The organism is Methylobacterium sp. BTF04 (assembly GCF_010692745.1).
In the GTDB taxonomy this organism is placed as follows: Bacteria; Pseudomonadota; Alphaproteobacteria; order Rhizobiales; family Beijerinckiaceae; genus Methylobacterium.
The window spans coordinates 25,500-38,066 of record NZ_JAAHTB010000023.1 but is presented as its reverse complement, the minus strand read 5'-3'; the positions used below and the strand labels follow the sequence as shown (position 1 = coordinate 38,066).

9 protein-coding genes are annotated in these 12,567 nt (G+C 69.2%); 6 read left to right on the top strand and 3 right to left on the bottom strand.

The window, feature by feature from the left end:
* Window positions 1–123: 123 nt before the first annotated feature.
* Together G3T14_RS14745 and G3T14_RS14740 are read right to left on the bottom strand one after the other, a co-directional pair.
* Window positions 124–1,140 (bottom strand): CmpA/NrtA family ABC transporter substrate-binding protein, encoded by a 1,017-nt coding sequence (locus tag G3T14_RS14745; protein WP_163643297.1) that lies wholly within the window; start codon window positions 1,138–1,140, stop codon window positions 124–126.
* A complete protein-coding gene (locus G3T14_RS14740; protein WP_163643296.1) occupies window positions 1,137–1,724 on the bottom strand; it encodes an ANTAR domain-containing protein in 588 nt (195 codons plus the stop codon). The genes G3T14_RS14745 and G3T14_RS14740 overlap by 4 nt, the downstream gene beginning before the upstream one ends.
* A gap of 230 nt (window positions 1,725–1,954) precedes the next feature.
* Here G3T14_RS14740 and G3T14_RS14735 point away from each other — a divergent pair, with 230 nt between their 5' ends.
* The 6 genes from G3T14_RS14735 (at window position 1,955) to pgl (ending at window position 11,727) form a co-directional block, all read left to right on the top strand.
* Window positions 1,955–2,578 (top strand): hypothetical protein, encoded by a 624-nt coding sequence (locus G3T14_RS14735; protein WP_163643295.1) that lies wholly within the window; start codon window positions 1,955–1,957, stop codon window positions 2,576–2,578.
* A 229-nt stretch (window positions 2,579–2,807) separates the two neighbouring features.
* Window positions 2,808–4,670 (top strand): glycoside hydrolase family 15 protein, encoded by a 1,863-nt coding sequence (locus G3T14_RS14730; RefSeq protein WP_163643294.1) that lies wholly within the window; start codon window positions 2,808–2,810, stop codon window positions 4,668–4,670.
* A 112-nt stretch (window positions 4,671–4,782) separates the two neighbouring features.
* Complete coding sequence (tkt, locus tag G3T14_RS14725; RefSeq protein ID WP_163643293.1) at window positions 4,783–6,858, top strand: transketolase; 2,076 nt, start codon at window positions 4,783–4,785, stop codon at window positions 6,856–6,858.
* A gap of 206 nt (window positions 6,859–7,064) precedes the next feature.
* Complete coding sequence (locus tag G3T14_RS14720) at window positions 7,065–9,917, top strand: bifunctional transaldolase/phosoglucose isomerase (RefSeq protein WP_163643292.1); 2,853 nt, start codon at window positions 7,065–7,067, stop codon at window positions 9,915–9,917.
* 69 nt (window positions 9,918–9,986) lie between these two features.
* Window positions 9,987–10,961 (top strand): phosphogluconate dehydrogenase (NAD(+)-dependent, decarboxylating), encoded by a 975-nt coding sequence (gene gnd, locus G3T14_RS14715; protein ID WP_163643291.1) that lies wholly within the window; start codon window positions 9,987–9,989, stop codon window positions 10,959–10,961.
* A gap of 37 nt (window positions 10,962–10,998) precedes the next feature.
* Window positions 10,999–11,727: a 6-phosphogluconolactonase gene (gene pgl / locus G3T14_RS14710; RefSeq protein WP_163643290.1), complete on the top strand. Its 729-nt coding sequence runs from the start codon at window positions 10,999–11,001 to the stop codon at window positions 11,725–11,727.
* 18 nt (window positions 11,728–11,745) lie between these two features.
* Here pgl and G3T14_RS14705 read toward each other — a convergent pair whose 3' ends face one another.
* The gene (locus G3T14_RS14705; protein ID WP_163643289.1) at window positions 11,746–12,546 is read right to left on the bottom strand and encodes a flagellar hook basal-body protein; all 801 of its coding nucleotides are present in this window, start codon (window positions 12,544–12,546) and stop codon (window positions 11,746–11,748) included.
* Window positions 12,547–12,567 lie beyond the last annotated feature (21 nt).

Below are 12,567 nucleotides of genomic sequence, written 5' to 3'. Positions count from 1 at the left end.
TATCCCTTCGCAGGGCACCCAATCATCGCGAAAATCGCGGCCGGCGGCTTTCCGGGCCGCTTCTCCCGCGCTGCACAATCGGCAGGCAGCCTGCTGGCGCGGTATGCAGCCCGGCCGCCGGACTCAGCGGGTGCCGGCCGCGTCGAACAGATCGGGCCGGTAGAGGGCGCGCGCCTGCGCGGTGAGGTTGGGCGTCACCCGGATCTGGCCGGCCGCCTGCATCTCGCCGAGAAACCAATCCGCGTGGTCCGGCAGCGGGCGGTCGGCCTCCCCTCCGAAGACGACGAAGCGCGGGTCGCTGCGCTGCGTGCCGTCGCGGTCGACGGTCACACGCCCCTCCAGTGCCCGCGAGACCACGGCCGGATCGACGCCGAGATGGTCGGGATGGGCCAGCAGGCGCGCGAGTTCGGAACGGTTGCCCGGGTCGTGGCACCAGTGCCCGGCGCGGCGCAGCGCCCGCACCAGCGCAGCGCTCGCATCCAGCGCGAAGGTCGGCAGGGCCAGCACCTTTTCCGGGCAATCGGGGACGAGTTCGCTACCGAGGACGGCGATGCGACCGTAGCCGTCCGCCACCGCGACGCTGTTCCAGGGACTGCCGACGCAGAACCCATCGATCAGTTCGCGCCGCAGGGCTTCGGCGATCTGGGGCGGCGGGATCACCACGAGTTCGACCGTGCGGTCGAGATCGAGTCCGCCGCGCAGCGCGAAGTGGCGGAGTTGATAGGTGTGGCTGGAGAACGGATGCACCGTCCCCAGGATCAGCGGGCGCCCCGCGGCCGCCCGCTCGACCGCCACCCGGGCGAAGGCCCGCGCCACCGCATCCACGTCGTCGCCGTCGGGCGCCATCGCCGCCCAGAGCGGCAGCGACACGGTGACGGCATTGCCGTTCAAGTTGAGCGCCATCGGCACTGCGAGTTCGGTCTGCGGTCCGCTGATCCCGAGGGCGCAGGCGATGGCGAGGGGTGCCAGGATGTGCGCTCCGTCGAGATGGCCGAGCGCGAGCTTGTCGCGCAGGGTCGCCCAGGACGGCTCGCGTACGAGATCGACGGCGAGGCCTTCGGCGGCGGCAAAACCGCCTTCCACCGCGACGATGAGGGCGGCCGCATCGACGAGCGGCACGTATCCGAGCGCGAGCCTCATCCGAGCAGGTCCGCCGCGGTGACGATGGCCCGGGCGATGTCGGCGATCCTGCGCTTCTCGTTCATGGCTTTGCGCCGCATCAGCCGGTAGGCCTCCTCTTCGGGCAGGCCCTTGGCCGTCATCAGGATGCCCTTGGCGCGCTCGATCAGCTTGCGGTCGGCGAGTTCCCCGCGGGCTTCCACGAGCTCGCGCTGCAACCGCGCGAAGGCGTTGAACCGCAGGATCGCGACATCGATGATCGAGCGGATGCGCTGCGGCTGCAGACCGTCGACCACGTAGGCCGAGATGCCGGCATCCACTGCTGCCTGCATCATCGGCACGTCCGAGCGATCGACGAACATCGCCACCGGCCGCTCGACGTGGCGGGACAGTCCCGACATCTGCTCCAGGATGTCCCGGCTCGGGCTCTCGAGGTGGATCACGACCACGTCGGGATTGAGCGCGGCGACCCGCGCCGGCAGGTCGGCGGTGTCGGGAATGACGACGACGCGGGTGAAACCGGCCGCGGTGAGGCCCTCTTCGAGGATCGCCGCGCGCGCCCGGCTCGGGTCGATCACGGCGACGGTGAGGCTCGGCTCGGTCATCGGTGTCCGAAAGGGCAGCGCGGGCGCTGAGGGCGCGGAATGCTGATCGCACGGCGCTCCGGCGCACCGCAAGGCGCGATGGCGAAGCGGATACGGGCGACGTCCGTTTGCCCGAGGCAAAGGGCGTGCCCGGCCGAAATTACCAGCGTGAAAGGAAACAGCCCAGGTTCCGCCGCAAACGGCCCGGCTTATGGGAGACACGATCCAACCGTTCGCGAGGGTTCCCCAATATGGCTGCGCGAAACCGATGTAGTGCCGAGGCCGACGCGCTCCGGTCGGAAGCGACGGCCGGTGTGACGCCGCCCCTGTTGCCGACGCTCGTCGTCGCCGTGGTCCTGGCCGCAGCCTCGTTCTACTGCGAAGTGCCCGCTACGCATCCGACTACACCCGCCCCCGCATTGGCCGTACGAATGTCCGCCGCGACCCTGTCGCCCGCGGCGGAGGCGCCCGTGGTCACTCCGTTCGTGCCGGCCGCCCTCACCTTCCCGCTCCAGTTTCCCATCGTCGTCGCGGCGCATGCCGAAGGCGCGACGCGCCAGATCGCGCTTCAGGTTCCGCCGCATCGGCCGGCCGGACCCCGGATCGCCACGGTCCGCCGTCCGGTTCCGACGAAGATTGCGCCGGCGGATTCTGCGGTGGTCGGGTCCGCCGCGGTGGAGCCCGTATCGATCGATGCGTCGGCCGGACCGGAGACGGACGAGGGCGTTCTGCCCAGCCTCGCCCTGCCCTTCGCTCCGACCATCCGGGCCGCGACGCGGGCGGCGACCTTCGTCGGCGTCCAGAGTGCCGCGGTGGGCGCCGAGGCGGCGTCCCTCGGCGAAGCGATGGCCGGCATCGTCAACCGGCTGCACTGAGGCGGTTTTTCTCCGCGACGTACGTGCGTGATCACCCTGGACCCTGCCTCCGCGGAGGACTAGAGCCGGTGCCGTGAAGGCGGAACCGGCTCTCGATTTTTCGGGTGTCCGCGTTTTCTTCACGTCCGTCGGGTCCACCTCACTCGAAAGCGCTCTAGGTGGTCTCCATCGATGATGCGATGCACACAAGGGTGCAACGTATCGAGGACTTGTCGAGACGAGGGCCTGGATGGCGGGACGGATCGAGGATTACGCGCTCATCGGCGATGGCCGCACGGCCGCGCTGATCGGACGGGACGGCAGCGTCGACTGGCTGTGCTGGCCGCGCTTCGATTCCGCCGCGTGCTTCGCCTCTCTGCTGGGCACCTGCGACCACGGGTTCTGGAAGCTCGCGCCCGCCGACGTGGACGCCAAATCATCGCGCCAGTATCGGACCGGCAGCCTCGTTCTGGAAACGGAATACGAGACCGCCACCGGGACGGCGCGGGTGACCGACTACATGCCGGCCAATGACGGCTCGCACCTCGTGCGCATCGTCGAGGGGCTGACCGGCCAGGTTGCCATGCGGATGCACCTGGCCGTGCGCTTCGATTACGGTCTGGCGGTGCCGTGGGTGTCGCACAACGAGCTCGGCGACCTGCGGGCGATCTCGGGGCCGCACAAGGTGGTGCTGCGCACCCTGGCGCCGCTGCATGGCGAAGACCAGACCACGGCCTCGGACTTCACCGTCGAGGCCGGCCAGAGCGTCGCCTTCACCCTGAGCTACGGCCCGTCGCACGAGGACGACCCGCCGCCGATCCAGCCGCGCAAGGTGCTGTTCGAGACCGACCGCCACTGGCGCGACTGGTCGAGCCGCTGCGCCCGCGGCACGCCGTGGGACGCGATGCTCCAGCGCTCGCTCCTGACCCTGAAGGCGCTGATCTACGAGCCCACCGGGGGGATCGTCGCTGCGCCCACCACCTCGCTGCCCGAGGATCTCGGCGGGGTGCGCAACTGGGACTACCGGTTCTGCTGGCTGCGCGATTCCACCTTCACCCTCATCGCGATGATGGATGGCGGCTACCTCGACGAGGCCCGCGCCTGGCGCGACTGGCTGGTGCGGGCGGTGGCCGGAAACCCGGAGCAGGCGCATATCCTGTACGGCATCGCCGGCGAGCGCATGCTGCCCGAGATCGAGCTCGACTGGCTGCCCGGCTACGAGGGCTCGAAGCCGGTGCGCATCGGCAACGCCGCGGTGGAGCAGTTCCAGCTCGACGTCTACGGCGAGATCTTCGATGCGCTCTATCAGGCGCGCCAGCGCGGCCTGCTCGGCGATGCGGATGGCTGGCGCGTCGGCCACGCGCTGCTGACGCATCTGGAAAAGGTCTGGAGCGAGCCCGACGAGGGCATCTGGGAGGTGCGCGGCGGGCGCCGGCACTTCGTCCATTCCAAGGTGATGGCCTGGGTCGCGTTCGATCGCGCGATCCGCTCCTTCGAGGAGGGCGAGAACACCGATGCGCCGGTGGAGCGCTGGCGCGCGATCCGCGACCAGATCCATGCCGAGGTCTGCGAGAAGGGCTTCAACGCCGAGCTCAACAGCTTCGTGCAATCCTACGGGTCGAAGTCCCTCGATGCGAGCCTGCTGCTCATCGCCCATATAGGCTTCCTGCCCCAGAACGATCCGCGCGTGGTCGGCACGGTGGAAGCCATCGGCAAGGGCCTGATGCGCGACGGCTTCGTGCTGCGCTACGACACCGAGAACCAGACCACCGACGGCCTGCCGGGCAACGAGGGCGCGTTCCTGCCCTGCAGCTTCTGGTATGCCGACAACCTCATCGGGCTCGGCCGCTGCAAGGAGGCCCATGCGCTGATCGAGAAGCTCATCGGAATCTGCAACGATCTCGGTCTGGTGTCGGAGGAGTACGACGTGAAGGCCAAACGCCTCGTGGGCAACTTCCCGCAGGCGTTCAGCCATGTCACGCTGGTGAACACCATCCTGAATTACAGCCGGTCCCTCGGCCCGGCCAAGGAGCGCGGTTCAAGCGCGGAAGAGATCGACAAGGGTGCCGCGGCCGTGACGCCCCATGCCCGTGCGGTGGCCGCGCGCGCCTGAGACAGGATTTCGAGGCGGGCGGGTCCGGCGGCAGGCCGTGACTCCCCGCAAGGACGAGGGCCGGACCCGCCACCATGCGGGCGGCCCCGAGAACGAGACGAGGAAGACGAGAATGAGCGGAGCCGACACCAAGCCGAGCGAGGCCTTGAGCGCCATCGACAAGCTCAGCATCGACACGCTGCGCACGCTGGCGATCGACGCGGTGCAGAAGGCGAATTCCGGCCATGCCGGCGCGCCGATGGCGCTGGCGCCCGTGGCCTACACCCTGTGGAACCGCTACCTGCGCTACGACCCGGCGCATCCGCATTGGCCCAACCGCGACCGCTTCGTGCTCTCGGCCGGCCATGCCTCGATGCTGCTCTACGGGCTGCTGCACCTGGCCGGCGTCGCCCAGACCGACGGCGGCAACGAGCCGGCGATCACCATCGAGGACATCAAGAACTTCCGCCAGCTCGACAGCAAGACGCCGGGCCATCCGGAATACCACTTCACCACCGGCGTCGAGACCACCACCGGGCCGCTCGGCCAGGGGGTCGCGAACTCCGTCGGCATGGCGATGGGTGGCCGCTTCCTCGGCGAGACCCTCAACCGGCCCGACCTGCCGCTGTTCGACTACAACGTCTACGCCATCTGCTCGGACGGCGACCTGATGGAGGGCGTCGCGTCCGAGGCGGCTTCGATCGCCGGGCACCTGCGCCTGTCGAACCTGTGCTGGATCTACGACAACAACACCATCACCATTGAGGGCCACACCGAACTCGCCTTCTCGGAAGAGGTGGCGACGCGCTTCCTCGGCTACGGCTGGCAGGTGCTGCGGGTGGCCGACGCCAACGACGTCCACGCGATCGCGTCCGCACTGGAGACCTTCCTCCAGTCGAGCGACCGTCCGACGCTGATCGTCGTCAACTCGATCATCGGCTTTGGCGCGCCCAAGAAGCAGAACACCTCCAAGGCCCACTCGGACGCATTGGGCGAGGAGGAGGCCAGGGGCGCCAAGCGCGCCTATGGCTGGCCCGAGGACGCGCAGTTCCTCGTCCCCGAGGGCGTGGTCGAGAATTTCCAGAACGGGATCGGCCAGCGCGGCGCCGAGCTTTTCGCGACCTGGGAAGGGTTTCTGGCCGAGGCCAAGGCGTCCGATCCGGCTCTGGCCGAGGAGATCGCGGCCTTGGGCGAAGGCCGCCTGCCCGCGGGCTGGGACAAGGACATCCCGGTCTTCGCGCCCGATGCCAAGGGCATGGCCACCCGTGAATCGTCCGGCAAGGTGCTGAACGCGATCGCCAAGAACGTGCCGCACATGCTCGGCGGCTCGGCGGATCTGGCGCCCTCCAACAAGACCAAGCTCGAATTCGAGGGTGCCGGCACGCTCTCGCCGTTCGAACCGGGCGGGCGCAACATCCACTTCGGCGTGCGCGAACACGCCATGGGCTCCATCGTCAACGGCCTCGGGCTCGCGGGCCTGCGGGCCTACGGCGCGACCTTCCTGGTCTTCGCCGACTACATGCGGCCGCCGATCCGCCTCGCGGCGCTGATGGAGCTGCCGGTCTTCCACGTCTTCACGCACGATTCCATCGGGGTCGGCGAGGATGGGCCGACCCACCAGCCGGTGGAGCAGCTTCTCACCCTCCGGGCGATCCCCGGACTCGTCACCCTGCGCCCGGCCGACGCCAACGAGGTGGCGGAATCCTATCGGGTCATCATGGGGCTGAAGAACCAGCCGGCGGTGCTGGCGCTCTCCCGCCAGCCTCTGCCCACCGTCGACCGCGCGGTCTATGCGAGCGCCGCCGGCGTCGCGAAGGGTGCCTACGTGCTGGCCGATTGCGACGGCACGCCGGAGGTGATCCTGATCGGAACGGGCAGCGAGGTGCAGCTCTGCCTCGGCGCCTACGAGGCGCTGAAATCCGAGGGCGTGAAGGCGCGCGTGGTCTCGATGCCGTCCTGGGACCTGTTCGAGCGCCAGGACGAGGCCTACCGCAACAGCGTCCTCATCCCGGACGTGCTGGCACGCGTGGCCGTCGAGCAGGGCTCTGTGATCGGCTGGGATCGCTACGCCGGCTCGGCGGGCGCGATCATCGGCATGCACACCTTCGGCTCCTCGGCGCCGATCAAGGACCTGCAGACGAAGTTCGGCTTCACCCCCGACAAGGTGCTCCAGGCGGCGCGCGACCAGATCGCACGGCACAAGAAGTAGGGTTCGGGGGTTTCCCAGGGTGAGGTGAGGACGGTTCTCCTGTCACCACCTCACCCTGAGGACCGGAGCGAAGCGGAGGCCTCCTCCGAGACCCGGCCGGCGATCCGCGATCGCCCGACGGGTACCTCGGGATGAGGTCGGGACTGGGTTAAGCGGCGCCGCTCCTTCAAAAGGCGCCAAAGCGACCGACGACGAGGAGTGTTTGCATGAACCCGCTCAAGGCTCTCTTCCCCGAACAGGGCCAGGCCGTGTGGCTCGATTTCGTCGCCCGCGGCTTCGTCCAGCAGGGCAAGCTCAAGGCGCTGGTGGACGAGGACGGCCTGCGCGGCGTGACCTCGAACCCGTCGATCTTCGAGAAGGCCATCGGCGGATCGGTGGAGTACGACCCCGCCCTGAAAGCCGTGATGGACGCCGGCGATGCCCGCGTCATCGACCTCTACGAAGGGCTCGCCATCGCCGACATCCAGGCCGCGGCCGACGTGCTGCGTCCCGTCTACGAGGCCAGCGATGGGGCCGACGGCTATGTCAGCCTCGAAGTCTCGCCCTACCTCGCCCTCGATACCGAGGAGACCCTGGCCGAGGCCCGCCGCCTGCATGCGGCGGTGGGACGCGACAACCTGATGGTGAAGGTGCCGGCCACCGCCGAGGGCATTCCGGCGATCCGGGCGCTGACGGCGGACGGCATCAGCATCAACGTCACCCTGCTGTTTTCGGTGGAGACCTACGCGGCGGTCGCCCACGCCTTCATCGACGGTCTCGCGGCGTTCGGCGCCAGGGGCGGCGACGTCGCGAAGGTCGCCAGCGTCGCCAGCTTCTTCATCAGCCGCATCGACGTCGCCGTCGACAAGGCGCTGGACGATACCATCGCCCGGACCGAGGGCGCCGACGCGAAGGCGGCCCTGGAAGCCCTCAAGGGCAAGGTCGCCATCGCCAACGCCAAGCGCGCCTACCAGCGCTACAAGGATATCTTCGGAGAGCCGAAATGGCAGGCCCTGGCCGCCATGGGCGCCAAGCCGCAGCGGCTGCTCTGGGCGTCCACGGGGACCAAGAACAAGGCCTATTCCGACGTGCTCTACGTCGAGGAGCTGATCGGCCCCGACACCGTCAACACCATGCCGCCCGCCACCATGGACGCGTTTCGCGATCACGGGACGGTCAAGTCCGCGATCGAGGCTGATCTCGGCGCGGCCGAGGCCGTGATGGCCGGCCTCGCGAAGGCGGGGATCGACATCGAAACGATCGGCGACCAGCTCGTCGACGAGGGCGTGCAGCTCTTCATCGACGCCGCCGACAAGCTGCTCGGCGCGGTGGCCGGCAAGCGCGTCGACTTCCTCGGAGCCAAGCTCGACGGCCAGACCCTGGTGCTGCCCGAGCCCATCGCCGCCGCGGCGAAGAAGGCCGTCGAGGCCTGGCGCGCCTCCGGCGCGATCCGCCGGCTCTGGGCTCACGACAAGACGGTGTGGTCGAACGCCGACGAGGACAAGTGGCTCGGCTGGCTGCGCATCGTCGAGGACGAACTCGCCCACGTCTCCGACTACGCCAGCTTCGCCGAGGACGTGCGCCAGACCGGCTTCACCGACGTGGTGGTGCTCGGCATGGGCGGATCGAGCCTCGGCCCCGAGGTGTTGGCCGAGACCTACGGGAGCCACGAGGGCTTTCCGACCCTGCGCATCCTCGATTCCACCGACCCGGATCAGGTCCGCGAGACGGAAAGCGCGATCACCCTCGAGACCACGCTGTTCATCGTCGCCTCGAAATCCGGCTCGACGCTGGAGCCCAACGTCTTCCGCGATTATTTCCTCGGTCGGATGAAGGCCACGGTGGGCGAGCGCGCGGGCGCGCATTTCGTCGCCGTCACCGATCCGGGCTCGGCCATGGAGGCGGCGGCCAAGGCCGACAACTTCAGAAAGATCTTCTATGGCGTGAAGCAGATCGGTGGCCGCTACTCCGTGCTCTCCGCCTTCGGCCTCGTGCCGGCGGCGGCGTGCGGCATCGACGTGAAGACGTTCCTCGACACGGCACGGATCATGGTCCGCTCCTGCGGCCCGGCCGTGCCGCCGGCGCAGAACCCCGGCGTCCTGCTCGGCACCGCCCTGGGCGCGGCGGCGCTCCATGCCGGCCGCGACAAGGTCACGTTCATCGCCTCGCCGGGCATTGATACGTTCGGCGCCTGGGCCGAGCAGCTCATCGCCGAATCCACCGGCAAGGACGGCAAGGGTCTGATCCCCATCGACGGCGAGCCCGTCGGTGTGCCGGCCGTCTACGGACTCGACCGGCTCTTCGTGTATCTGCGCCTCGACAATCGCGCCGATGCCCGCCAGGACGAGGCGGTGCGTAGCCTGGAGCGCGAGGGGCACCCCGTCATCCACATCACCATGGCCAACGAGGAGCAGCTGCCGCAGGAATTCTTCCGCTTCGAGATCGCCACGGCGGTGGCCGGCGCCATGCTGGGGATCAATCCGTTCGATCAGCCCGACGTGGAAGCGAGCAAGATCGAGACGAAGAAGCTGTTCGATGCGGCGGAAGCGAGCGGGTCTCTCCCCGCCGAGACGCCGTTATTCGCCGACGACACCATCGCGCTCTACGCCGATCCCAAGAATGCCGAGGCGCTGCCGCAGGCCGCGGAGGGACTGGACGCGGCGCTCAAGGCGCATCTCGGCCGCACCAAGGCCGGCGATTACGTGGCTCTGCTGGCCTACGTCGCGCGCAACGCTGGCCATCACGCCGTCCTGCAGGATGCCCGCGTGGCGCTTCGCGACAAGACCAAGCTCGCCACCTGCCTCGAATTCGGCCCCCGCTTCCTCCACTCGACGGGGCAGGCCTACAAGGGCGGCCCCGATAGCGGCGTGTTCCTCCAGATCACCGCCGACCCGTCCGCGGACCTGTCGATCCCCGGGCGCACGCTCGGCTTCGGCACGGTGGTGGCGGCCCAGGCCCGGGGCGATTTCGCCGTGCTCGCCGAGCGCGGACGCCGGGCCCTGCGCGTCCACATCAAGGGCGGCGACGTCGAAGCCGGGTTGAAGCGCATCGCCACGGCGATCAAGGCGGCCTTGGCGTAAGCGCCACTTTCACCTCCCCCACCCCTGCCCCTCCCCGCCATGGGGCGGGGAAAGCCACGGAGATCACCCATGCAACTCGGTATGATCGGTCTCGGCCGGATGGGGGGCAACATCGTCCGCCGGCTGCTTCGCGACGGCCACACCGCCGTGGTGTTCGACCAGAGCGCGGAGGCCGTGGCGGCCCTGGTCGCCGAGGGCGCCACCGGCGCGGCGAGCCTGGAGGAGTTCGTGGACAGGCTCGACGCGCCGCGCACCGCCTGGGTGATGCTGCCGGCGGGCGCGATCACCGAGGGGACGGTGGCGACGCTCGGGACCCTGATGGCCGCCGACGACGTGATCATCGACGGCGGCAATTCGTTCTACAAGGACGACATCCGCCGCGCGGCCGAACTCAAGCCCAAGGGCATCCACTACGTCGATGTCGGCACCTCCGGCGGCGTCTGGGGCCTGGAGCGCGGCTATTGCATGATGATCGGCGGCGACGAGGCGGCACTCGCCCGCCTCGATCCGATCTTCAAGACCCTGGCGCCCGGTATCGGCACCATCCCCAAGACTGCGGGACGCGACGGTCGGGATGCCCGTGCCGAGGAGGGCTACATCCACGCGGGACCGAGCGGGGCCGGCCACTTCGTCAAGATGGTCCATAACGGCATCGAGTACGGCCTGATGCAGGCCTATGCCGAAGGTTTCGACATCCTCAAGCATGCCAATTCCACGGATCTGCCGGAGGGCCAGCGCTTCGACCTCAACATCGGCGACATCGCCGAGGTCTGGCGGCGCGGCAGCGTGGTCTCGTCCTGGCTCCTCGACCTCACGGCCGGGGCGCTCGCCGGCGACGAGAATCTCACGGATTTCTCCGGCTTCGTCGCCGATTCCGGCGAGGGCCGCTGGACGCTGAACGCGGCCATCGAGGAATCCGTGCCGGCCAACGTGCTCTCGGCCGCCCTCTACGCCCGCTTCCGCTCGCGCGAGGATGCGAGCTATGCCGACAAGCTGCTCTCGGCCATGCGCAAGGGGTTCGGCGGCCATCAGGAGCCGAAATAGGGCCTTCGGCCGGGACGATACCCAGGACGCTTTGGCGATGATTCCCCTCCCGACCAACTCGGACATCCTTCCCGACGCCGATGCGGTCGCCCGCGCGGCGGCCGAGCGTCTCGTCGCCCTGTGCGAGAGCGCCCCGAACGAACGCATCGCCGTCTGCCTGTCCGGCGGCTCGACCCCCAAGCGTCTCTACGCGCTGCTGGCCGGGTCGGATTACGGGCCCGCCCTGCCCTGGGCCCGCCTGCACTGGTTCTTCGGCGACGACCGGATGGTGGCGTGGGACGACGCGGCCAGCAACGTCCACATGGCCCGGGACGCCTTTACGGGTGCGCCGATTCCCGAAGGGCATCTCCACGGCATGCCCACCACCGGGACGCCGGAGGCGGGGGCTGCGGCCTATGCGCGGACGCTGCGGGATTTCTACGGCGCCGACATTCTCGACCCGGCGCGACCGCTGTTCGACCTCGTGCTCCTGGGGCTCGGCGAGGACGGCCACACCGCCTCGCTGTTTCCGGGCAAGCCGGCATCGGACGCCGCGGCCGCCTGGGTCGCCCCGGTGCCGGAGGCGGGGCTGGCGCCGTTCGTGCCGCGCATCACGCTCACCTTCCCGGCCCTGGCCTCGTCGCGCGAGAGCCTGTTCCTCGTCACCGGGGCCGGCAAGCAGGACCCGCTCACCCGCCTCGCGCGGGGCGAGGACCTGCCCGCCGGGCGCGCGACCAGCGTCGGCCGGATGCTGTGGCTGGTCGACCAGGCGGCTGCCGGCGCCTGAACACGCGGACCCGACGCTCTAGACGTACATGCTGATCACGTCGGTCATCATCTCGCTGGTGGCGGTCAGGACCTTGGTGTTGGCCGAGTAGGCTTGCTGCGTGACGATCATCTTGGAGAACTGGTCCGACAGGTTGGCGTTGGACTGTTCCAGGGCCCCCCCCGTCACGGTGGAACCGTTGAGCCCCAGGGTCGGCGTCCCCGATTGCGGGGTGGCGAGATAGGCGCCGCCATCCTGGGTCTGGAGGCCGGCCTCGTCGTCGAAATGCGCCAGCGTCACCTGGCCGATCTTGGCGGCGGTGCCGTCGGCATAGGTGCCCGCCACCGCCCCGGTGGACGAGATCGAGAGGTCCGAGACCGCGCCATGGCTCGTTCCGGTGACGGCGCTGAGGTTGAGCGGCGTGCTGCTGGTGCCCGCCAGCAGGTAGTTGCCGGCCCCATTGACGAGGTAGCCATCGGCATCGGCGGCAAAATCGCCCCGGCGTGTGTAGAGGGTGTCGCCGGTGAAGTTCGGCGTCGCCGCCGATCCGGTATTCTGTTTGACCACGAAGTAGCCGTCGCCCGAAATCGCCATGTTCGTCGGCACGTCGCTGGTCGCGATCGTGCCGGGCATGTCGGTGGACAGGCGCGAACGGGTGGCGACGCCTCCGGTCAGCGACGGCGCCCGCGCGGTGTCGGGGAGCATGTCCGAGAACGCCGTCTCCACCGACTTGAACCCCGGCGTCGACGCGTTGGCGATGTTGCCGGAGATGTTGTTCAGAGCGTAGCTCTGGGCCGACAATCCGCTGACGGAAGTCGACAGGGTGCCGAACAGGCTCACGGGATTTGTCCTCGTCTCTCG

Bases quoted from the DNA above. Each gene is read 5' to 3' on its own strand.
- G3T14_RS14745 (WP_163643297.1), bottom strand. From the start codon at position 1,140: ATGAGGCTCGCGCTCGGATACGTGCCGCTCGTCGATGCGGCCGCCCTC.
- G3T14_RS14740 (WP_163643296.1), bottom strand. From the start codon at position 1,724: ATGACCGAGCCGAGCCTCACCGTCGCCGTGATCGACCCGAGCCGGGCG.
- G3T14_RS14735 (WP_163643295.1), top strand. From the start codon at position 1,955: ATGGCTGCGCGAAACCGATGTAGTGCCGAGGCCGACGCGCTCCGGTCG.
- G3T14_RS14730 (WP_163643294.1), top strand. From the start codon at position 2,808: ATGGCGGGACGGATCGAGGATTACGCGCTCATCGGCGATGGCCGCACG.
- tkt (WP_163643293.1), top strand. From the start codon at position 4,783: ATGAGCGGAGCCGACACCAAGCCGAGCGAGGCCTTGAGCGCCATCGAC.
- G3T14_RS14720 (WP_163643292.1), top strand. From the start codon at position 7,065: ATGAACCCGCTCAAGGCTCTCTTCCCCGAACAGGGCCAGGCCGTGTGG.
- gnd (WP_163643291.1), top strand. From the start codon at position 9,987: ATGCAACTCGGTATGATCGGTCTCGGCCGGATGGGGGGCAACATCGTC.
- pgl (WP_163643290.1), top strand. From the start codon at position 10,999: ATGATTCCCCTCCCGACCAACTCGGACATCCTTCCCGACGCCGATGCG.